This is a genomic window from Thauera sp. JM12B12, assembly GCF_039614725.1.
Taxonomy (GTDB): Bacteria; Pseudomonadota; Gammaproteobacteria; order Burkholderiales; family Rhodocyclaceae; genus Thauera.
Window position 1 is genome coordinate 4,072,671 of record NZ_CP154859.1, and the last position, 21,244, is coordinate 4,093,914.

The window sequence follows — 21,244 nt, forward strand, 5'->3', positions numbered from 1 at the left end:
CTTGCTCGCGAATCAGCCTGCGCACGAGCGCCGATTCGCGGGCAAGCCCGCTCCCACTGCTACCGAACTACTGCGGGCAAGCGATCAGATCACGCCCTGGGCCAGCATCGCCTCGGCCACCTTGACGAAGCCGGCGACGTTGGCGCCGTCGGCATAGCTCACGGTGCCGTCCTCGCGCTTGCCGTACTTCAGGCAGGCGGCGTGGATGCCGAGCATGATCTCCTTGAGGCGGGCGTCGACCTCGTCGCGCGTCCACGACATGCGCATCGCGTTCTGGCTCATCTCCAGACCCGAGGTGGCCACGCCGCCGGCGTTGGAGGCCTTGCCCGGCGCGTACAGCACGCCGTTGTGCTCGAAGATCTTCACCGCTTCGATGGTGCTCGGCATGTTGGCACCCTCGGCCACGGCGACCACGCCGTTCTTGACCAGGGTAGCGGCGTCGTTGGCGTCGAGTTCGTTCTGGGTCGCGCACGGCAGCGCGACGTCGACCGGCACGTGCCACGGGCGCACGCCCGGCTCGAAGCGGGCGCCGACGCGCTCGGCGTATTCGGAGACGCGGCCGTAGTAGTGGTTCTTGATCTCCATGAGGATCGCGAGCTTCTCGGGGGTGAAGCCGGCCTCGTCGATCACCGTCCCACTGGAGTCGGAGCAGGTGATCGGCTTGGCGCCGAGTTGCATCAGCTTCTCGATCGCGTACTGGGCGACGTTGCCCGAGCCGGACACGGCGACGCGCAGGCCCTTGAAGTCGCGCCCGGCATGCTCGAGCATGGCGTTGGCGAAGTACACGGTGCCGTAGCCGGTCGACTCGGGACGAATCAGCGAGCCGCCGAACGGCAGGCCCTTGCCGGTAAAGACGCAGGCAGCGTTGTTCGACAGCTTCTTCATCATGCCGGCCATGAAGCCGACCTCGCGCCCACCGACGCCGATGTCACCGGCGGGCACGTCGGTGTCGGGGCCGACGTGGCGATAGAGCTCGCTCATGAAGGCCTGGCAGAAACGCATCACCTCGCCCGGGCTGCGACCCTTGGGGTCGAAGTCGGAGCCGCCCTTGCCGCCGCCCATCGGCAGCGTGGTAAGTGCGTTCTTGAAGGTCTGCTCGAAGGCGAGGAACTTCAGGATCGACAGGTTCACCGAGGGGTGGAAGCGCAGGCCGCCCTTGTAGGGGCCGATCGCCGAGTTGTGCTGGATGCGGTAGCCGCGGTTGACCTGCACCTCGCCCCTGTCGTCCACCCACGACACGCGGAACATGATCACGCGCTCGGGTTCGATCAGCCGGTCGAGGAGCGAATGCTCGGCGTAGCGCTTGTTCGCGGAGATGAAGGGCCACAGGCTCTCCATGACCTCGCTGACCGCCTGCAGAAACTCGGGCTGGCCTGGATTGCGCTGTTCGACGTAGGCCAGGAACTCCTCGAGGGACTGATATTTCATGATGTTGGACCCGTGGTTTGAGTGAGAACAAGAAAAGCGAGCGGACACGCACACGCGATGGCCTCGGTTGAACCGAGGCCATCGCGATTTCCCAATATTGTGCATCAGATTCACGCTTTCGGTGCATGATCCACCTCAAAAGCACGCAGATCACGACAAATGCATGAGCTATGCACCGTGACGGTGCATTCCCAGACGCAGCCTGCCGCAGCTTCGTCCCTGCCGGACGCGCGCATGGACCCCCTGCCCCCCAAGCGTTTATGCTTGCGGCAACAATTCCCAACCGACAGGAGGTTCACATGGGTCTGTTCGCGTTCATCAAGGAGGCGGGCGAGAAGCTCTTCGGGACCGGCGAGGCGAAGGCCGGCGAGTCCGTCGCCGATCCGGCAGCCGCCAACGCCAAGGCAGCCGAGGCCATTCACAACTACATCGTCGCCCTCAAGCTCGCGCCCGCCGATCTCGGCGTGAGCTTCGACGGTGTCCGTTCGCTGGTCACCGTGACCGGCACGGCTCCCGATCAGGCGACGCGCGAGAAGATCCTGCTCGCAGCCGGCAACGTCGCCGGCGTGGCCGAGGTGGAGAACCGGATGTCGGTGGCCCGCGCCGAGCCGGAGGCTCAATTCCATACCGTGGCACGCGGCGACACGCTGTCGGCGATCGCCAGGAAGTTCTACGGCGACGCCAACAAGTATCCGGCGATCTTCGAGGCCAACAAACCCATGCTCAGCCATCCGGACAAGATCTACCCCGGCCAGGTCCTGCGCATCCCGGCCCTCCGCTGACCCGGCACGGCGGCGCTTGCCGCACAGGGGCTCGGGCGATTACGCTCGGGCCCCTCCTTCATCACGTCCTCACCGGACCGCAGCCATGGCCCGCATCAGGATCGACCTGCCCGACCACTTCGGCTTCAGCACCGCGATCACCCTGCTGCTGTCGCACATCAACTACGGCAACCACCTCGACAATGCACAACTCCTCGGGGTCGTCTCCGAGGCGCGCTTGCGCCTGCTCAAGTCCATGGGCTACTCCGAGCTCGACGTGGAGGGGGCCGGCATCATCGTGGCCGACGCCGCGCTGCAGTACCGCTCCGAGGCCTTTCACGGCGAAACCATGAAGGTGGAGATGGCTGCGATCGACTTCCACGACTTCGGCTGCGACCTGGTCTGGCGGATGTCGGAGGCGGAGAGCGGGCGCGAGGTGGCGCGCGGCAAGACCGGCATCGTCTTCTTCGACTACCGCAGCCGCAGCAAGGTCGCGGTTCCCCCGGGTTTTCGCGCTCGATTCGCCTGAACGGGCGCATCGACGCCGGTACGCCGGCGCCATCGCCCCCGCATCCCGTGACCGCCCTGCCCCGCGCCTGCCCATGACCGACGCCCACCTCCCCGACGCGGACCGGTCCCGCCGTGCCCGTGTATGCGTCATCGGCGGCGGCCCAGCCGGCTTGATGGCGGCCGAGGTACTTGCCGCGGGAGGCGCCCAGGTCACCGTTTTCGACGCGATGCCCTCGGTCGGGCGCAAGTTCCTGCTCGCCGGGCGCGGCGGACTCAACCTCACCCACGGCGAGCCTCTCGAGGCGTTCATCGAGCGCTACGGCGCGCGCCGCGACGAGCTCGCGCCGATGATCGCCGCCTTCGGCCCCGGCGCACTGCGCGCCTGGGCACACGACCTGGGCATCGAGACCTTCGTCGGCACCTCGGGGCGCGTCTTTCCGACCGCGATGAAGGCAGCGCCCTTGCTGCGCGCCTGGCTCGTGCGCCTGCGCGCGGCGGGCGTGCACTTCGCCGTCCGCCATCGCTGGCAGGGCTGGGTGCCGTCCCCTGCCACTGCCCCTGCCGCGACCATGACCGCCGCAGCAGCAGCCACCGCCCCCTTGCATGGCCACGGAGCGCAGCGCCTCCTGTTCGCCACCCCGGACGGCGCGCACGAGGTGCTTGCCGACGCCGTGGTGCTCGCGCTCGGCGGCGGCAGCTGGGCGAAGCTCGGCTCGGACGGCGCCTGGGTGCCCCTGTTGCGCGCGGCGGGCGCCGAGGTGTCGGATCTGGTCCCCGCCAACTGCGGCTTCGACGTCGCAGCTCCGCCGCCCCCCGACGCCCAGGCGGCGCGCGCCCCGGGCTGGAGCAAGCACTTCGGCGAGCGCTTTCGCGGCCAGCCGCTGAAGTCGGTGGTGGCACACTTCACCGCTGCCGACGGTCGACGGTTCGAGCGCGCCGGCGAGTGCCTGATCTCCGCAACCGGCATCGAGGGTGGACTGATCTACGCGCTGTCGGCGGCGCTGCGGGACAGCGTGTTCGCCCACGGCAGCGCCACTCTGCATCTGGATCTCGCCCCTGGCCGCAGCCTCGCGCGTCTTGCCGCCGATCTAGCCCGCCCACGCGGCAGCCGCTCGCTGGCGAGTCATCTCCAAAGCCAGGCCGGCATCAAGGGCGTGAAGGCGGGCTTGCTGCGCGAATGCCTCGCCCGCGCGGAGTTCGAAGACCCCGCCCGCCTCGCCGCCGGGATCAAGGCCCTGCCGCTGACGCTCGTCGCACCTCGGCCGCTCGACGAGGCGATCAGCAGCGCCGGCGGCGTGCGCTTCGAGGCGCTCGATGGCGGCCTGATGCTGCGCGCCCGTCCGGGCGTGTTCGTCGCTGGCGAGATGCTCGACTGGGAGGCACCGACCGGCGGCTACCTGCTCACCGCCTGCTTCGCGAGCGGCGTCGCCGCCGCGCGGGGTGCGCTGCGCTGGCTCGGCGCGGCATCCGCGCGCCAGCCCGCCGGTCATGAAGAGCCTCCCGGGACCTGACCCGCAGCGCACGAGGCGTGCATCCGGCTCACGCCCGCTGGCTCAGGCCTGGGGCGGCAGGTACAGGCTCTCCTTCACCTCCTCCATCACCACGTAGCTGCGCGACTCGGTCGCCGAAGGCAGCTTGAGCAGGATATTGCCCAGCAGCCGGCGGTAGTCGCTCATCTCGGCGATGCGGGCCTTGATCAGGTAATCGAAGTCGCCCGACACGAGGTGGCATTCCATGACCTCGGGCACGAAGGCGAGCTCCTTCTTGACGCGCTCGAAGGCATCGTTCGACTTCGCGGCCAGCTTCAGCTCCACGAACACCAGCAACGGCCTGCCGAGCGCGCGCGGATCGACGCGCGCGTGATAGCCGGTGATGACGCCATCGCGCTCGAGGCGTCGCACACGCTCGGTGCACGGCGTCGCCGACAGGCCCACGCGCTGGGCCAGCTCGGTCATCGACAGACGGCCTTCCTTCTGCAGAAGATCGAGGATCTTCAGGTCGGTGCGGTCGAGTTCGCGCAAGTCACTGCCCTCCAAGGAAAACGCGGCTTCTTGTATTGCTTTTCACTGCTTTCGACTCGCATTTTAGCGTAAATCACCACTTAACTGCCCATAAACTTTATTAACTCTACGCAATATTGGGCAGGAGGCTCGAAATGCACGTAATCGTACTCGGCAGTGGCGTCATCGGCACCACCACGGCATGGTATCTGGCACAGAACGGCGTTCAGGTGACGGTGATCGATCGCCAGCCGGGTGCGGCGCTGGAGACCAGCTTCGCCAACGCCGGCCAGGTATCGCCGGGCTACTCCACGCCCTGGGCCGCGCCCGGCATTCCGCTCAAGGCCATCAAGTGGCTGTTCCAGCGCCATGCGCCGCTGGCGATTCGGGCCGACGGCAGCCTGTTCCAGTTGCGCTGGATGGCGCAGATGCTCGCCAACTGCTCGAGCGCACGCTATGCGGTGAACAAGGAGCGCATGATGCGCGTGTCCGAGTACAGCCGCGACTGCCTGCGCGCCCTGCGCGACGACACCGCAATCCGCTACGACGAACGCAGCCGCGGTACGCTGCAACTCTTCCGCACCCAGGCCCAGCTCGATGCCGCCGCGCGCGACATCGCCGTGCTCGAGGAGTGCGGCGTGCCCTACGAGCTGCTGACCGGCAAGGAGGTCGCCTGCGCCGAGCCGGCGCTCGCGCACCGTCCGGGGCTGCTCGCCGGCGGGCTGCGCCTGCCCAATGACGAGACCGGCGACTGTCAGCGCTTCACCGCGCAGCTCGCCGAGCGCGCGCAGGCCGCTGGCGTGCAGTTCCGCTTCGGCACCGAGGTGCGCGAGCTGGTGCATCGCGGCGGCCACATCGAGGGCGTGCGCATCGCCGGCCAAGATGGTTGCGACGAGCTGTTGCGTGCCGATCGTTACGTGCTCGCGTTCGGCAGCTACTCACGCCCGCTCGCGGCCAGCCTCGGCCTCGATCTGCCGGTGTATCCGGTCAAGGGCTACTCGCTGACCGTTCCGCTCACCGATGCGGCGCGCGCACCGGTATCGACCGCGCTCGACGAGACGTACAAGGTCGCGGTCACCCGCTTCGACAGCCGTATCCGCGTCGGCGGCATGGCCGAGCTCGGCGGCTTCGACCTTCGCCTCGATCCGCGCCGGCGGGCTACCCTGGAGATGGTGGTCAATGACCTCTTCCACGGCGGCGGCGACGTGGCGCGCGCCGAGTTCTGGACCGGCCTGCGCCCGATGACCCCCGACTCCACGCCGATCATCGGCGCCACGCCCTTCCCCGAGCTCTTCCTCAACACCGGCCATGGCACCCTGGGCTGGACCATGGCCTGCGGCGCCGGTCGGCTGGTGGCGGACCTGGTGAGCGGACGCCAGCCGGCGATCCGCCACGACGACCTCGGACTTCAACGCTATGCGCCCCAACGCGCCCATGCGGGCGCGCAAGCCGGTCTGCAGCGCCCGGTGCATACTGCCTGAGCGCACACTCGGTCCTCCGCAGCCGGCGCCGCCCCTGATCGCAAGGCGCCGGCAGCGCCGTCGTGCGCGGTGTTGATCGGCGCGCGTGCAGCGCCGGCATTGCAGTCGCCCGCCTTTGGCCGCACCATCACGCCTCTCCGCCCCGCCCCGTCGCCATGCGTCCCGCCCGCGCCATCATCGATCTCGCCGCCCTGCGGCACAACTACCGCCTCGCTCGTGCCATGCATGCCGGGCGCGCACTCGCCGTCATCAAGGCCAACGCCTACGGACACGGCGCCGTCGCCTGCGCGCGCGCGCTCGCGCCCGAGGCCGACGGCTTCGCCGTCGCTTTCCTCGACGAGGCCCAGGCGCTGCGCGAGGCCGGCATCACCCGGCCGATCCTGCTGCTCGAGGGCGTGTTCGACGGCCGGGAGCTCGCCGAGGTGGTGCGCCTCGGGCTGTGGACCGTCGTACACCATGCGGCGCAGATCGACATGATCGAGGCGCTCCCGGCGGGCGCTGCGCTGAACGTGTGGCTCAAGGTCAACAGCGGGATGAACCGCGCCGGCTTTCTGCCCGCCGACGCAGACGCGGCCTGGCGCCGGCTGCAGGCCAGCGGCAAAGTGCGCGAAATCACGCTGATGACCCACTTCGCCCGCGCCGACGAGCCGCATGTCCTGACCACGCTCGAGCAGGCGGCGCACTTCGATGCCGCCACCGCGCACCTTCCAGGGGCACGCAGCCTGGCCAACTCCGCCGCGATCCTGGGCTGGCCGCAGGCGCGCCGCGACTGGGCGCGGCCCGGCATCCTGCTCTATGGCGCCGACCCGATGCCCGCCGCCGACAACGGCCTGCAGCCGGTGATGACGCTCGAGAGTGCGGTGATGGCGGTGCGCGAGATCGGCCCCGGCGAGGCGCTCGGCTATGGCGGGCGTTTCGTCGCCGAGCGCCGGACGCGGGTGGGCCTGGTTGCGATGGGCTACGCGGACGGCTATCCGCGCACGGTTCCGGACGGGACGCCGGTCACGATAGACGGCCAGCCGGGCCGACTGATCGGACGGGTGTCCATGGACATGCTCACCGTCGATCTCACCGAGCTGCCGGACAGCGGCATCGGCAGCCGGGTCGAACTCTGGGGACGCCAGGTGGCGGTCAATCGCGTCGCCGCGGCGGCCGGCACGATCGCCTACGAGCTCCTGTGCAACGTCAAGCGCGTGCGCTTCAGCTACACCGACTGAGCACCCCAAAGGCCGGGCCGGCCAGTGGCACGAGATCAGTCGCGGACGCGGTCGATGAGCAGACGGACACCGGTTGCATCGACCGCGACCGGCTCGCTGGCGCCCTCGAGGTCACCCGGACGCGCGGTGGCATCACCCCCCTTGGCGACGCGGGCCGCCACCACCACGCGCTCGGGCAGCGCCGCTGCGCCCATCATCATGGTCGCGCCATCGAAGCTGAAATCGAGCGGCAACTCGCTGCCCTTGAAGCGCAGCGCTGCAAGCGGCGGCCCGCCAGCTTCACCACGCACGAACACGAACACGACGTCCTCGGCGGCGACCTGGCTGCCGAGCGCCGCATCCACTTCCAGGCGCCCCGCGACCGTGAGCGGACCAGCCGCCGCGGCCGGCGCCGCGCCCTCGTCCGCCGCCAGCGGCGGCATGCCTGCCTTGCCACGGGCCTCGTTGATGCTCGCCCGCACGCCCTTGGCGACGTCGTCGCCCGCGGGGATCTGGGCGAGGATGCGTTCCCATAGCGCCGCCGCCGTGGCGAAGTCGTCTCGCTGGTAGGCCGCCGTACCGGCGAGCGCGAGCGCCTTGGGGTGCGAAGGCGCCACCTCGAGGGCGCGCTTGGCGAGCGCTTCGGCATCGCCCACCACGCTGCCACGGATCGCCGCCGTGACGTCGGCCCAGTCGGCGAGCACGTCGGGGTTGTTGGGGTTCAGCTTGTCGAGGCGCTCGTAGGCACCCGCAGCCTTGGGAAAGTCCTGCAGCACCATGTAGGTTCGCGCCAGCATCGCCCAGCCCTCGGCGTTGTCGGGCTCCTGCTGGAGGCGCGTCTCGAGGGCGCTGACCATCTCCTCGACCTGCGCCTGCGTAAAGCCCTGCTGAGTCTGGTGATTCCTGGGGTCGAGCGCGTCCGGTTCGCCGATCATCAGGTAGCCGGCAATGGCCAGCGCGGGGATCGTGAGCGCCATGCCGAGTGCCCACGCCTTGCTCGGCTTTACATCCGCGCTCTCCGCCACCTCCGCGGCAGCCTCGCCCTCTTCGAGCGCGCGGCGCTCGAGTTCCTCACGGCTCTTGGCGTGGCTGGCGGCGTCGATCTGGCCGCTGGCAAGCTCGGCATCGAGCTCGGCGAGCTGCTCGCGCAGCACGGTCAGCGCCATCGTGCTCTGGCGCGCCTGCTCGCGCCGACGGCGAGCACCCACCCCCAGCAGGGGCGGAAGGATCAATAGCAGGGCGCCGGCCAGGAGCAGGCCGGCAAAGACGATGAACGCGGTCACGAGCGGGACTCCGGAGATTCGGGATGAGAGGTGCCGGTCCCGCCACCGGCGAGCAGCTCGCGCGCGCGCGCGCGCTCGGCCGCCGAAAGTGCGCCCTCTGCGGCGACCTCGTCGCGACGCCGGCGCAGGCGGAAGGCGAGCCAGCCCGCGCCGCCGAACAGCAGCGCCATCGGGCCCAGCCAGAGGAGCACCGTCACCGCCTTGAAGGGCGGCTCATAGAGCACGAAGTCGCCGTAGCGCTCCACCAGGTAATCCACCACATCGTCCTTGTCCTTGCCGGCAGCCAGCTGCTCGCGCACCTGGTTGCGCAGGTCGAGCGCGAGCGGGGCGTTCGATTCGGCAATCGACTGGTTCTGGCAAACCAGGCAGCGCAGCTTGTGCGAGAGCTCCATGACGTCGGCCTCGAGCGCCGGATCGGCGGCGAGAGCCGGCGCGAGCGCGGGGTCGGTCGCGGGCGTGGTCGTCTCGGCCCAGGCCGGCAACGCGCAAGCGAGCGCGAGCGCGACGGCGGCGTTGCGCACGGGCCGGCGCAGGCTTGCGAAAACGGCATCAACCGGCACGGCGCAACTCCTCGATCTTCGGGATGAGGACGTTCTGCAGCGCATCCGGCGTGATCGGCCCGATGTGCTTGTAGCGGATGCGCCCGTCACGGTCGATCAGGAAGGTCTCGGGCACGCCATAGACACCGAAGTCGATGCCGACGCGGCCGTCGATGTCGAGCACGGACAACACATAGGGGTCGCCATGGTCGGTGAGCCAGCGGCGCGCGCGCTCGATCGCCATCCCGGTCTCGGCCTCGAGCGCCATGCCGCGCGCGTTGATGGCGCCATCGCCGCGCACTTCCTTGTAGTTGAGGCCGACCACCGGAACGATCTTCTGCTTCGCCATCTGCACCAGCAGCGGATGCTCCTGGCGGCAGGCGACGCACCAGGACGCCCACACGTTGAGCATCCACACCTGGCCCTGCATCTCCTTGAGGCTGAAGGTCTGCTCCGGCTGGTCGAGGCGGGCGAGGCTGAAGTCGGGAGCGGGCTTGTCGATCAGCGGCGAGGGCACCTCGCGCGGGTTGAGCGTGAGGCCGAAGGCGAGAAAACCCGCAAGGCCGAAGAACAACAGCAGGGGAACGAGAAACTTCGCTTTCATGGATTTCCTTGTCCGCGTGCTCAGGCCGAAGCCGCCACGCGCTGGCCGCCGGTGGCGGCCTCACGAGCCGCGAGGCGGCGGTAACGCCGGTCTGCGGCCGCAAACACGCCGCCCAGGCCCATCAGCACGCACCCCATCCAGATCCAGCTGATGAAAGGCTTGTAGTAGAGGCTGACGATCCAGGAACCGTCGGGCAATTGCTCGCCGAGCGATACATAGACGTCGCGGAACACGCCAATGTCGAGCGAGGCCTCGGTCATCGGCATGCCCTGCGCACGATAGAGTCGCTTCTCCGGCGTGAGGGTGTCGAGCACGCGGCCGTCCCGGCTCAGTTCGATGATGCCGCGCGCGGCGTCGTAGTTGGGTCCGTCGGCATCGACCGCGCCGCGGAACAGGAAGCTGTAGCCCGCCAGCTCGGCGCGCTGGCCCTCCTTCATCTTGACGTCCAGGCTGCGGTCCAGGCTGCCGACCAGGGTCACCCCGATGATGAACACGCCGACGCCGAGGTGGGCGAGCCACATGCCCCACCAGGCGGCGGTGATCGAGCGCAGGCGCGCGCCGGCGGCAGCCCCCGCACGCTCCTTGAGGCGACCGTAGAGCAGCTGGACGCTCGCCAGCACCACCCAGGCCGCGAGCGACAGTCCGAGCGCGGTGCGCCAGGTCAGGTGATCGACCGCCATCGCGGTACCGACGCCGATCAGGATGCTGGCGATGAAGGCCGGCGCCACCTTGCGTGCAGCCGCGGCGAGATCATCGTCCTTCCAGCGCAGGAAGGGGCCGAACATCATCAGCACCACCACCGGCGTCATCAGCGGCACGAACACGGCCTCGAAGTACGGCGGGCCGACCGAGATCTTGCCGAGATTGAGCGCGTCGAGGAACAGCGGATACAGTGTGCCGAGCAGCACCGAGGCCGAGGCCACGGTGAGCAGCACGTTGTTGCCGAGCAGCGCGGTCTCGCGCGATACGAAGGCAAAGCTGCCGCCACCCATCAGCTTGTTGGCGCGCATCGCGTACAGCAGCAGCGAGAAGCCGATCACGATCACCAGCAGGGCGAGGATGTAGAGGCCACGCTTGGGGTCGGTGGCGAAGGCGTGCACACTGGTGATCACGCCCGAGCGCACGAGGAAGGTGCCGAGCAGCGACAGCGAGAAGGCGCCGATCGCCAGCAGCACCGTCCAGCTGCGGAAGGCGCCGCGCTTCTCGGTGACGGCGAGCGAATGGATCAGCGCGGTGCCGAGCAGCCACGGCATGAAGGAGGCGTTCTCGACCGGGTCCCAGAACCACCAGCCGCCCCAGCCGAGTTCGTAGTAGGCCCAGCCCGAGCCGACCGCGATGCCCGCGGTGAGGAACACCCAGGCGATCGTGGTCCACGGCCGCGACCAGCGCGCCCAGGCGGCGTCGAGGCGCCCGGAGAGCAGCGCAGCGATCGCGAATGCGAAGGCGACCGAGAACCCGACGTAGCCCATGTAGAGCAGCGGCGGGTGGATGATCATCCCCGGGTCCTGCAGCAGCGGATTGAGGTCGCGGCCTTCGCCCACGCCCGGCAGCAGGCGCTCGAAGGGGTTCGAGGTGACCAGCGTGAAGGAGATGAATCCGGCACTGACGAGACCCAGGACGCCGAGCACGCGGGCGAGGAAGGCGTCGGGCAGATGGCGCGAGAACACCGTCACCGCGACCGTCCACAGCGACAGCGACATCGCCCACAGCAGCAGCGAGCCTTCGTGGTTGCCCCAGACGCCGGTGATCTTGTACATCAGCGGCGTCGCGCTGTGCGAGTTCGAGGCCGCGAGCTGCACCGAGAAGTCGCTGGTGACGAAGGCCCAGGTCAGGCACACGTAGCTGAAGAGGATGAAGAAGAACTGCCCCTGCGCCGCGGGCCGGCCGACCGCCATCAGCGCCATGCTGTTGCGCTGGGCGCCGATGAGCGGTACCACCGCCTGCACCAGCGACAGCACGAGGGCGAGGATGAGGGCGAAGTGTCCGAGTTCGGGGATCATGTCACTGGCTCACCGTCTGTGCGGCCTTCTGCGCCTGCTCCACGGCGTGGGCGGCTTCCGGCGGCATGTAGTTCTCGTCGTGCTTGGCGAGCACCTCGGTGGCGCGGAACACGCCGCCCTCGAGCTTGCCCTGCACCACGGCGCCCTTGCCCTCCTTGAAGAGGTCGGGCAGCGTGCCGCTGTAGGTGACCGGGATCACCTTGGCGGTGTCGGTGATCGCGAAACGCACGGTGATCCCGTCCGCCTCACGCTGGATCGAGCCATCCTCGACCATGCCGCCGATGCGGAAGGTCTTGCCGGTGGGCGCCTTGCCCTCCGAGACCTCGGTCGGCGTGTGGAAGAACACCAGGTTCTGCTGGAAGGCGCTCAACACCAGTGCCACCGCGGCGAACAGCAGGGCCACCCCGCCGCCGACCAGCATCAGACGCTTGCTACGGGCTTTCATTGTTCCGACTCCATGGCGGGCGCGAAGCCATCGCCTGTACGCTTGCTCGAATCCTTGCCGACCGCTCGCCGCCAGCGCAGCAGACGGCGAACGGTGTCCTTCCGACGCTGGAACACGAGCGCGAGTTCCAGCGCGATCAGGGCGAACGTGACGCCGTAGCTGCCCCAGACGAAGAAGGCTGCGCCTCCCATGTCCCAGAACGCGGACCAGCTCTCCCATTGCGACATCAGGCACGACCTCCGAGATTGCTCATCGCAGCCGGCGCGCTGCGCTCGAGCTCGGCGGCGACCCACTCGGTGTGGCGCTCGCGCTCGAGGATCATCGGCCGCACCCGCCAGAACACCACCGCCAGCGTGTAGGCCCAGGACGCGAAGGCCATCACCAGCATGCCGGCGAGCATGGTCGCGGCCATCGACGGCGCCTTGGTGAGGCTCACCGAGGCGCCCTGGTGCAGGGTGTTCCACCACTGCACCGAGAAATAGATGATCGGCACATTGACCGCGCCGACCAGCGCGATGATCGCCCCCGCGCGATCGGCGCGGCGCGGGTCCTCGATCGCCCGGGTGAGCGCGATGAAACCGAAGTAGAGGAAGAGCAGCAGAAGCTGCGAGGTGAGGCGCGCATCCCACACCCAGTAGGCGCCCCAGGTGGGTTTGCCCCACAGCGCGCCGGTCCACAGCGCGACGAAGCAGAACATCGCCCCGGTGGGCGCGAGCGCCTGACTCATCACGAAGGACAGCCGGGTGTTCATGACCAGGCCGACAGCCGACCAGAACGCCATCACCAGGTAGATGAACATCGACATCCATGCCGCCGGCACGTGGATGAAGATCACCCGATACACCTGGCCCTGCGTCGCGTCGGTGGGCGCAACGAAGAATCCGAGCCACAGGCCGATGACGGTGAGGACGATGGCGATGGCGGCGAACCAGGGAGCAAGACGGCCTGCTAGGGGGTAGAAATGCTGCGGCGAGGCAAACCTCAACAGGCTGCGACCGCGTTCGGGATTCGTCATGCTTTGAAGGTTCGTATCTACGTTGCGCCGCACCCGGGCCGCGGGCGCGAAACCATTGTCAATCGGTCGAAACTCAGTCGGTCGAAATTCTCAGTGCCGCCGCACAGGCCACCGGCGCCAGCGCGATCGCCCCTGCCAGGCCACCACCCAGCAGCAGCAGGTGCGCAACCGCCCCGGAGCCGGACAGCTCCGCCTCCACCGCCCCTGCGCCGAAGATCAGCACCGGAACGAACAGCGGCAGGACGAGCAGCGCCAGCAACATCCCGCCGCCACGCAAACCCAGCGTGAGCGCTGCGCCCACCGCGCCCAGCAATGCCAGGATCGGCGTCCCGAGCGCCAAACTTAGTATCAGCACCGGCAGACCGCCTTGCTCCAGGTCAAGCAGCAGCGCCATGGCCGGCGCCACCGCCACCACCGGCAATCCGGTGCTGATCCAGAACGCGAGCACCTTGGCCATCACCCACAGTGCTGCCGGCTCCCTGGACAGCAGGAGTTGCTCGAGAGTTCCGTCCGCGTAGTCCTGGGCAAACAGGCGGTGCAGCGACAGCAGGCAGGCCAGCAAGGCGGCGACCCACAGCACGCCGGGCGCGATCGCACGCAACTGGTTGGGCTCGGCGCCGACCCCGAACGGGAACAGGCACACGACGATGATGAAGAAGGCCAGCGTCACCAGCACGTCGGCTCGGCCACGCCAGGCGAGCAACAGGTCGCGCCGCAGCACCGCGAAGAAGGTGCTCAGCATGCGAAGGCCCCGACGTCGAGCACCGCGGGCGGACGCCGGAAGGGTGCGTCCTGGTGCGTGGTCAGCATGACCATTCCGCCTGCATCGCAGTGATCGGAGAGGGTCGCGGCAAGGTCGGCGACCGCATGCACATCGAGCGCGGTGAAGGGCTCGTCGAGCACCCACAGCGGCCGGTTGGCGGACAGGAACAGGCGCGCCAGACCGACGCGGCGGCGTTGTCCCTGCGACAGCACGCGCGCAGGCAGGTCGAGCTGGTTGGCGAGACCGATGCGCACGAGCGCATCGACGCAGCGCTGCGCATCGACCTCATCGCCCGCAGCCGAACACGCGAAGCGCAGGTTCTCGAGCGGCGTGAGAAGGTCATTGAGCGCGGCAGCGTGGCCGAGATATAGCAACTCGCCATGGAAGGCCTCGCGCTCGCGGCGGATGGAGTGCCCGCGCCACTGCACCTCGCCCGCCTCGGGCATGGCCAGGCCGGTGACCAGCCGCAACAGGCTGGTCTTGCCAACGCCGTTGGGACCGGCCACGCGCAACAGCTCACCTGCCGGCAGGCGGAAGGCGAGGTCGCGGAAAAGCAGGCGATCGCCCTTCAGGCAGGCGAGTTGTCGGACTTCGAGCATGGGGACGGATTGAACCACAGCCACGGCAGTGAGCGCCATCCCGGCACGGCGCGAAAGGGCTGGCCGAGTGAGGCGCCCCATCGCCCGGGGCGCAGGGCGAACCGGGCCGCACCGTGCGCATGCGCACCCGGTGCGGCCCTGAGGAGCGCGCGGATTACTGCTGGGCGGCAGGCGGCCGCGGATGCAGCATCTCCGGCGCCACGCCGCTGCGCTCGGCACCGATGTTCTGGACCACGGGCGGCAGCGAGTGGGCGATGCCCTTGTGGCAGTCGATGCAGGTCTTGCCCTCGGCGAAGCCGGCCTGGTGCATCTGGTTGGAGCGACGGCCCTGCACCGAGTAGTCGAAGTACTCGTAGTTGTGGCAGTTGCGGCACTCCTGAGAGTTGTTCGCCTTCATCCGGCGCCACTCGTTCTCGGCCAGGCGCAGGCGCTCCTGGTTGAACTTCTCCGGTGTGTCGATCGTGCCCATGACCTTGCCGTAGAGCTCGCGCGAGGCCTTGACCTTGCGGATCATCTTGGGGCCCCACTCCTTGGGCACGTGGCAATCCGGGCAGGTCGCGCGCACGCCGGTGCGGTTCTGGTAGTGGATGGTGTTGCGGTACTCCTTGAAGACGTTCTCCTGCATCTCGTGGCAGGAGATGCAGAACTTCTCCGTGTTGGTCATCTCCAGGGCCCAGTTGAAGCCACCCCAGAACACCACACCGGCCGCGAACAGCAGCACCACCGCGCCCCAACCGGCGCCACGGATGCGCTGCATCAGACTCTTTTTGTTGTCGGTCATTTCATACCCCGTTCAGACGTCCTCAGCGCAGGCCCTGGGCGCGCTGGAACTGGTTTTCGACCAGCGGGCGGGCATCGGTCTGCGGCACATGGCACTGCAGGCAGAAGTAGCGCCGCGGCGAGATGTTGGAAAGCTCGCTCCCCTCGCGATCCTTGAAGTGGGTGACGCTGACCTTGGTTGCACCGGTCTCGCGGTAGCGCGTCCAGGAGTGGCAGTCCATGCACTTGTTGAAGTTGATCGAGACCTCGTAACCATCGACCTTGTGCGGCACCAGTGGCGGTTGCTGCACGTAGTCGCGCGGCAGGGGCGCCTGGTCCGGGATGGGCTTGAAGTTGCCGACCGCCAGTTCCGGGTCGGCGACGTCGGCGCCACGGATACTGCGGACGCTCTGGGCCTCCGCGACATCGGGCAGTGCGGCGCCGATGCCGAGTGCGGCGACGAGCGCGATCACGAGATTGCGGGTTTGTTTTTTCATGACTCGCTCCTGTTGAATCGGGTCGTAATACGGAAAACGTCCTTGCCGCATACATCCACACAGCGTCCGCAGGTGGTGCAATCAGCATCGAGAATGAGTGGATGGTCCTGGCCCACCGCCTTGAGTGCAGGTCGGATCACCTGCGGCTCGGGACAGACGGCGAAGCAGTCCATGCAGTCGTTGCAGGCGCTGCGCTTGGCTGCAGACACCTTGAGCACGGAGGCGCGTCCGAGCAGGGCATAGAAGGCGCCCTGCGGGCACAGGTGGCCACACCAGCCGCGCGGCGCGATCAGCAGGTCGTAGAAGAAGACGCCGCCGACGATGCCCCAGGCCAGGCCGAAGCCGAAGATCAGCCCGCGATGGAACATCGACACCGGGTTCACCCACTCCCACGCCAGCGAACCGGTCGCCGCAGCAGTCACCAGCACGAAACCGAGGAGCCAGTAACGCGTGTTGGCTGCCGGCGCCTTGCCGCCCTTGAGCCCCAGACGCCGCCGCAGCCAGGCAGCCGCATCGGTCACGAGGTTCACCGGACAGACCCAGGAGCAGAACAGCCGACCACCGAACAGCACGTAGAAGGCGAGCACGATGCCCCCCCCCAGCAAGGCCTCCTGGTAAGGCCACTGCCCGGCCGCGAACTGCTGCGCGATCAGGAAGGGGTCGGTGAGCGGCAGCACGCCCAGGGTGAGGCTGGACGACAGGTTGCCCTTGACGATCCACCAGCCGAGCGCGGGCCCGACGAGGAAGAGCGCCAGGATGCCGAGCTGCGAGGCACGCCGCAGCAACAGCCACTTGTGGGCACGCAGCCAGCCCTTGGCCTCGATCGCTTCCTGTCCGGGACGCGCGACCACGCCACGCATCGCGGCGCCACGTACGCTGGTGGGCGGCACCTTGCGCTCTGGCTTGCCGCCGTTGATTGCGGAGGTCGTCGGGGCGCTCATGGCTTCCACCCCGAATCAAGCCCGCCCGGCGCCGCCGGGGCGTAGTCCGGCACACGCGGCGGTTCCTCACCGGGACGCACGCGGGTGTCACCATAGGCCTTGTCTTCCAGGCCACGCACGGGCAGTTCGATCTGGTCGCCGATGAGGGACTGGCCCGCGGCTTCCTTCTCTTCCCAGCCGCGCAGGTAGTGCTCGGCCTTCGAGCCCTGAGCGAGCTTGATCGGCAGCACCTTGATCGCCGACTCGCCCGGAAGCACGCAGGCCTGCTCGCACTTGCCGCAGCCGGTGCAGTGCTCCGAATGCACCGTGGGCAGCAACATGGCGTGGCGGTCCGAGCGCGGGTTGTGCATGCGCTCGAGCGTGATCGCCTTGTCGATGACCGGGCACACGCGGTAACAGACATCGCAGCGCAGGCCGAGGAAGTTGAGGCAGTTCTCCTGGTCGATGAGCACGGCCAGCCCCATGCGCGACTGCTCGATGTCGGTGAGCGCACGGTCGAGCGCACCGGTCGGACAGGCCACCACGCAGGGAATGTCCTCGCACATCTCGCACGGGATCCTGCGCGCCTCGAAGTACGGCGTGCCGGTAGCCACGCTGTCGCCGAGCTCGGCCAGCTTCAGGGTGTTGTAGGGACAGTCGCGCACGCACAGGCCGCAGCGCACGCAGGCTGCCAGGAACGCCGCTTCGGGGAGGGCGCCGGGAGGACGGATGGCAGTGGCCGGCAACGCCGACGCCTGCTCCGCGTACATCCCGACGCCGAGCGCGAGCAGACCGGCTCCGCCCGCCACGCCGGCCGATTCCTTCAGGAAACGGCGGCGCGAGGTCGGAACCTTCGTCCCGCTGCGCTCAGTCTTGTCCACTTGCTTGCTCATGTGTGTCGTGGATCACCGGCTCCGCACGCCGCCCCCCGGTCGATCGTGCGGAACCCAGTTTCACGCCTCCATCATCAGGCCTTGACCACCTTCACCGGGCACTTCTTGAAGTCGGTTTCCTTGGAGATCGGGCAGGTCGCGTCCAGGATCAGCTTGTTCACCAGGCGCCCTTCGTCGAAGAAGGGGATGAAGATCAGGCCGACCGGCGGCTTGTTGCGCCCACGCGTCTCGAGGCGCGCCACCACCTCGCCACGCTTGGAGATCACCTTGACTGCCATGCCGCGCTGCAGGCCGCGCTTCTGCGCGTCCTCCGGGTGCATGAAGACCTGCGCATCCGGAACCGAACGGTGCAGCTCGGGCACGCGACGGGTCATCGAGCCGGTGTGCCAGTGCTCCAGGACACGCCCGGTACACATCCACATGTCGTACTCGGCGTCCGGCATCTCGGGCGGATCCTGATAGGGCAGCGCGAAGACGATCGCCTTCTTGTCGGGATGTCCGTAGAAGCTCCAGCCTTCCCCGGCCTGGACGTAGGGGTCGTAGCCTTCGCGGTAGCGCCACAGGGTTTCCTTGCCCTCGACCACCGGCCAGCGGAAACCGCGCGCACGATGGTAGGCATCGAAGTCGGCGAGGTCGTGCGCCTTGCCACGCCCGAAGGTCGCGTACTCCTCGAACAGGCCTTTCTGAAGGTAGTAGCCGAGCGCCTGCGACTCGTCGTTCATGTAGCCCGGAATCGCGTGCTCGTTGACCTTGGCCACCTCCTCGAGCGGAAACTTGTTGACCTGGCCGTTGGCATAGAGCACGTCGTAGAGGGTCTTGCCCTTGTACTCCGGCATCTTGTCGAGCAGCTCGGCCGGCCACACCTCCTCGACCTTGAAGCGCTTGGAGAACTCGATGTACTGCCACAGGTCGGACTTGGCCTCGCCCGGCGCCTTCACCTGCTGACGCCAGAACTGGCTGCGGCGCTCGGCATTGCCGAAGGCGCCTTCCTTCTCGGCCCACATCGCGCACGGCAGGATGAGGTCGGCCGACAGCGCGGACACGGTCGGATAGACGTCGGAGACGACGACGAAGGCTTCGGGATTGCGCCAGCCCGGGTAGATCTCGTCATTGACGTTCGGACCCGCCTGCATGTTGTTGGTGGTCGTGGTCCAGTAGCACTTGAGCGTGCCGTCCTTGAGCGCGCGGCTCTGGGCCACGGCGTGCAACCCGATCCAGTCGGGAATGGTGCCTTCGGGCAGCTTCCAGACCTTTTCGGCGAACGCGCGGTGCTTGGGATTGTTCACCACCATGTCCGCGGGCAGGCGGTGGGCGAAGGTGCCGACCTCGCGCGCGGTACCGCAGGCCGAGGGCTGGCCGGTGAGCGAGAACGGGCTGTTGCCCGGCTCGGCGATCTTGCCCACCAGCAGGTGGACGTTGTAGATCATGTTGTTCACCCAGGTGCCGCGGGTGTGCTGGTTGAAGCCCATGGTCCAGAACGACGTGACCTTGCGCTTCGGGTCGGCATAGACCTCGGCCATGCGCTTGAGGTGGGTCTCGGGCACGCCCGAAAGCTGCGACGTCTTCTCGAGCGTGTATTCGGACACGTAGGCGGCGAACTCCTCGAACGTCATGTCCTCGGACTTGCCCGGGTTGCCCTTGGGCTTGCCGTCGGCGCCGGGATAGCCGTTGTTGGTGGCCTTGGCCTCGAGCGGATGATTGCCGCGCAGACCGTAGCCGATGTCGGTCTCGCCACGCTTGAACTTGACGTGCTTGGCGACGAAGTCCTTGTTCACCGCGCCGGTCGAGATGATGTGGTGGCAGATGTAGTTGAGGATCGCCAGGTCGGTCTGCGGCTTGAAGATCATCGGGTTGTCGGCGAGCTCGTACGAGCGATGCTCGAAGGTCGACAGCACGTGCACTTCACAGCCCGAATGGGTCAGGCGGCGGTCGGTGATGCGGCTCCACAGGATGGGGTGCATCTCGGCCATGTTCGAGCCCCACAGCACGAAGGCGTCGGCGTTCTCGATGTCGTCATAGCACCCCATCGGCTCGTCCATGCCGAAGGTGCGCATGAAGCCGGCCACCGCCGAAGCCATGCAGTGGCGGGCGTTGGGGTCGATGTTGTTGGTGCGGAAGCCGGCCTTGTGCAGCTTGGCGGCGGCATAGCCTTCCCAGATCGTCCACTGGCCGGAGCCGAACATGCCGATCGAGCGCGGGCCGTGCGCCTTGAGCGCGGCCTTCCACTTCTCGGCCATGATGTCGAAGGCCTGGTCCCAGGTGATCGGGGTGAACTCGCCGTTCTTGTCGTACTGGCCGCCGCGCATGCGCAGCAGCGGCTTGGTCAGGCGGTCCTCGCCGTACATGATCTTGGACAGGAAGTAGCCCTTGATGCAGTTCAGGCCGCGGTTGACCGGCGAGTCCGGGTCGCCCTGCGAGGCCACCACGCGCCCGTTCTGCACCCCCACAAGGACCGAGCAGCCGGTGCCGCAGAAGCGACAGGCGGCCTTGTCCCAGCGCACGGTGGTACCCGCAGAAGCAGCGCCCTGCGCCTGCGTCACAACGGGAATGCTGATGCCCGCCGTGGCAGCGGCGGCGGCAATCGCGTTGTTCTTGATGAATTCGCGTCGATTCATGCTCATTTCATGCCTCCTGTAATTCGAGACCGTCGTCGGTGTATTCGTAAGCGATCGTCAGGCCCTGCACCCTGGGCACCAGATTGACGGCCAGGATCGAGTCGGTGACCGACCAGCCCTCGCCGTCCTCGATGGTGATGACGATGTTGCCCTGCTCGGCCGAGGAGCCATGCAGCTCCACGCCGGGAATGCGCGACAAGGCATCGATCACCTCGGGAAAGTCCGCGGGAAACGCCCGCACGACCAGACTTGCAATGTTCATGTTTCCCTCTCCGTGGGCAGGTTGTCCGTCGACTGCATCGCGATCGCCCGGGCCGGGCAGGGGGCGATGCAGGCGCCACAGCCGGTGCATTGCGTGGCGTCGAGTTGCGGCCGCGCCACGCCGCCGAGCTGGGGCCGGAAGCGGATCGCGCTCGCCGGACAGGTTTCGCCGCAGACGCGGCATTCCACGCCGGTGGTGGCGAGGCAGCTGGCGCCGATCTCCGCGACGATCGCCCACGGCAGCGCCTGCGCATCGGCACGCACGAGCGCGCGCGGCTCGCAGTGCGTCACGCAGTCGGCGCAGAAGGTGCACTCGCCGCGGGTGAAATCGACCCCAGGAAAGCCCCCGTCCATGCGCACCAGGATCCCGGTCGGGCAGGCGTCGATGCAGCGGTCGCAACGCGTGCAGCGGTCGAGGAAGGCAAGCTCATTCACCGCCCACGGCGGGCGCCGCGCGGGCTTCACGTCGCGTACCCTGCCGCGCAGGAAACCTCTGCGCGAGGGAACGACTGGAGAGGTGCTCGAGGAGGCCAACTTCTTGTCCGGGTTGTTCGCAACCCGGATTTAAATCCAGTTGAAACGGCGAGTTATTGACTCGCGTCAACCTGCGAACTGATCGCAATTTCCCCGAAAAATCAGGCGTCATGGGCGAGCACCCCGGCGCCGCGCAGCGGG

The 21,244-nt window shown here is 68.1% G+C and carries 23 protein-coding genes; 5 read left to right on the forward strand and 18 right to left on the reverse strand.

The window, feature by feature from the left end; genetic code table 11:
• Positions 1 to 84 precede the first annotated feature (84 nt).
• Positions 85 to 1,428 carry an NADP-specific glutamate dehydrogenase gene (gene gdhA / locus AAG895_RS18470; RefSeq protein WP_345793430.1) on the reverse strand — a complete coding sequence of 448 codons (1,344 nt, stop codon included), beginning with the start codon at positions 1,426 to 1,428 and terminating at the stop codon, positions 85 to 87.
• A 299-nt stretch (positions 1,429 to 1,727) separates the two neighbouring features.
• Between gdhA and lysM the strand changes: the two genes are divergently transcribed.
• From lysM to AAG895_RS18485, 3 genes are all read left to right on the forward strand, one after another.
• Positions 1,728 to 2,210, forward strand: coding sequence for a peptidoglycan-binding protein LysM (gene lysM / locus AAG895_RS18475; protein ID WP_345793431.1), 483 nt, complete (start codon positions 1,728 to 1,730; stop codon positions 2,208 to 2,210).
• Positions 2,211 to 2,295: 85 nt separating this feature from the next.
• Positions 2,296 to 2,718, forward strand: a complete 423-nt coding sequence (locus AAG895_RS18480) for a thioesterase family protein (protein ID WP_345793432.1) — start codon at positions 2,296 to 2,298, stop codon at positions 2,716 to 2,718.
• 73 nt (positions 2,719 to 2,791) lie between these two features.
• A complete protein-coding gene (locus AAG895_RS18485; protein ID WP_345793433.1) occupies positions 2,792 to 4,210 on the forward strand; it encodes a TIGR03862 family flavoprotein in 1,419 nt (472 codons plus the stop codon).
• A gap of 42 nt (positions 4,211 to 4,252) precedes the next feature.
• Here AAG895_RS18485 and AAG895_RS18490 read toward each other — a convergent pair whose 3' ends face one another.
• Positions 4,253 to 4,720: a winged helix-turn-helix transcriptional regulator gene (locus tag AAG895_RS18490; protein ID WP_345793434.1), complete on the reverse strand. Its 468-nt coding sequence runs from the start codon at positions 4,718 to 4,720 to the stop codon at positions 4,253 to 4,255.
• A gap of 134 nt (positions 4,721 to 4,854) precedes the next feature.
• On the opposite strand from AAG895_RS18490, the gene AAG895_RS18495 reads away from it, so the two are divergent.
• Both AAG895_RS18495 and alr read left to right on the forward strand, forming a co-directional pair.
• Positions 4,855 to 6,180: a D-amino acid dehydrogenase gene (locus tag AAG895_RS18495; protein WP_345793435.1), complete on the forward strand. Its 1,326-nt coding sequence runs from the start codon at positions 4,855 to 4,857 to the stop codon at positions 6,178 to 6,180.
• Positions 6,181 to 6,335: 155 nt separating this feature from the next.
• Positions 6,336 to 7,397, forward strand: a complete 1,062-nt coding sequence (gene alr / locus AAG895_RS18500) for an alanine racemase (RefSeq protein ID WP_345793436.1) — start codon at positions 6,336 to 6,338, stop codon at positions 7,395 to 7,397.
• A 35-nt stretch (positions 7,398 to 7,432) separates the two neighbouring features.
• Here the strand turns inward: alr and ccmI are convergent, their stop codons facing one another.
• The 16 genes from ccmI to napF all read right to left on the reverse strand — a co-directional run bounded on the left by ccmI (position 7,433) and on the right by napF (position 21,103).
• Positions 7,433 to 8,659 (reverse strand): c-type cytochrome biogenesis protein CcmI, encoded by a 1,227-nt coding sequence (gene ccmI / locus AAG895_RS18505; RefSeq protein ID WP_345793437.1) that lies wholly within the window; start codon positions 8,657 to 8,659, stop codon positions 7,433 to 7,435.
• Positions 8,656 to 9,141, reverse strand: a complete 486-nt coding sequence (locus AAG895_RS18510; RefSeq protein ID WP_345795339.1) for a cytochrome c-type biogenesis protein — start codon at positions 9,139 to 9,141, stop codon at positions 8,656 to 8,658. The genes ccmI and AAG895_RS18510 overlap by 4 nt, the downstream gene beginning before the upstream one ends.
• Before the next feature lie 67 nt (positions 9,142 to 9,208).
• Complete coding sequence (locus AAG895_RS18515; protein WP_345793438.1) at positions 9,209 to 9,802, reverse strand: DsbE family thiol:disulfide interchange protein; 594 nt, start codon at positions 9,800 to 9,802, stop codon at positions 9,209 to 9,211.
• A 20-nt stretch (positions 9,803 to 9,822) separates the two neighbouring features.
• The gene (locus AAG895_RS18520) at positions 9,823 to 11,802 is read right to left on the reverse strand and encodes a heme lyase CcmF/NrfE family subunit (RefSeq protein ID WP_345793439.1); all 1,980 of its coding nucleotides are present in this window, start codon (positions 11,800 to 11,802) and stop codon (positions 9,823 to 9,825) included.
• Between the two features lies 1 nt (position 11,803).
• The gene (ccmE, locus tag AAG895_RS18525; protein WP_345793440.1) at positions 11,804 to 12,247 is read right to left on the reverse strand and encodes a cytochrome c maturation protein CcmE; all 444 of its coding nucleotides are present in this window, start codon (positions 12,245 to 12,247) and stop codon (positions 11,804 to 11,806) included.
• Positions 12,244 to 12,474, reverse strand: a complete 231-nt coding sequence (ccmD, locus tag AAG895_RS18530; RefSeq protein WP_345793441.1) for a heme exporter protein CcmD — start codon at positions 12,472 to 12,474, stop codon at positions 12,244 to 12,246. Before ccmD ends, ccmE begins: the two co-directional genes overlap by 4 nt.
• Positions 12,474 to 13,262 (reverse strand): heme ABC transporter permease CcmC, encoded by a 789-nt coding sequence (gene ccmC, locus AAG895_RS18535; protein WP_345793442.1) that lies wholly within the window; start codon positions 13,260 to 13,262, stop codon positions 12,474 to 12,476. The genes ccmD and ccmC overlap by 1 nt, the downstream gene beginning before the upstream one ends.
• Before the next feature lie 73 nt (positions 13,263 to 13,335).
• Positions 13,336 to 14,004 (reverse strand): heme exporter protein CcmB, encoded by a 669-nt coding sequence (gene ccmB / locus AAG895_RS18540; RefSeq protein ID WP_345793443.1) that lies wholly within the window; start codon positions 14,002 to 14,004, stop codon positions 13,336 to 13,338.
• On the reverse strand, positions 13,998 to 14,624 hold the full coding sequence (ccmA, locus tag AAG895_RS18545; protein WP_345793444.1) for a cytochrome c biogenesis heme-transporting ATPase CcmA: 627 nt from the start codon (positions 14,622 to 14,624) through the stop codon (positions 13,998 to 14,000). The genes ccmB and ccmA overlap by 7 nt, the downstream gene beginning before the upstream one ends.
• Before the next feature lie 154 nt (positions 14,625 to 14,778).
• Positions 14,779 to 15,405, reverse strand: a complete 627-nt coding sequence (locus tag AAG895_RS18550; protein WP_345793445.1) for a NapC/NirT family cytochrome c — start codon at positions 15,403 to 15,405, stop codon at positions 14,779 to 14,781.
• A 22-nt stretch (positions 15,406 to 15,427) separates the two neighbouring features.
• Complete coding sequence (locus AAG895_RS18555; RefSeq protein WP_345793446.1) at positions 15,428 to 15,880, reverse strand: nitrate reductase cytochrome c-type subunit; 453 nt, start codon at positions 15,878 to 15,880, stop codon at positions 15,428 to 15,430.
• On the reverse strand, positions 15,877 to 16,821 hold the full coding sequence (gene napH, locus AAG895_RS18560; RefSeq protein ID WP_345793447.1) for a quinol dehydrogenase ferredoxin subunit NapH: 945 nt from the start codon (positions 16,819 to 16,821) through the stop codon (positions 15,877 to 15,879). Before napH ends, AAG895_RS18555 begins: the two co-directional genes overlap by 4 nt.
• Positions 16,818 to 17,693, reverse strand: a complete 876-nt coding sequence (gene napG / locus AAG895_RS18565; protein ID WP_345793448.1) for a ferredoxin-type protein NapG — start codon at positions 17,691 to 17,693, stop codon at positions 16,818 to 16,820. Before napG ends, napH begins: the two co-directional genes overlap by 4 nt.
• Before the next feature lie 74 nt (positions 17,694 to 17,767).
• The gene (gene napA, locus AAG895_RS18570) at positions 17,768 to 20,314 is read right to left on the reverse strand and encodes a nitrate reductase catalytic subunit NapA (protein WP_345793449.1); all 2,547 of its coding nucleotides are present in this window, start codon (positions 20,312 to 20,314) and stop codon (positions 17,768 to 17,770) included.
• Between the two features lies 1 nt (position 20,315).
• The gene (locus AAG895_RS18575) at positions 20,316 to 20,570 is read right to left on the reverse strand and encodes a chaperone NapD (RefSeq protein ID WP_345793450.1); all 255 of its coding nucleotides are present in this window, start codon (positions 20,568 to 20,570) and stop codon (positions 20,316 to 20,318) included.
• Positions 20,567 to 21,103 (reverse strand): ferredoxin-type protein NapF, encoded by a 537-nt coding sequence (gene napF / locus AAG895_RS18580; protein ID WP_345793451.1) that lies wholly within the window; start codon positions 21,101 to 21,103, stop codon positions 20,567 to 20,569. Before napF ends, AAG895_RS18575 begins: the two co-directional genes overlap by 4 nt.
• Positions 21,104 to 21,244 lie beyond the last annotated feature (141 nt).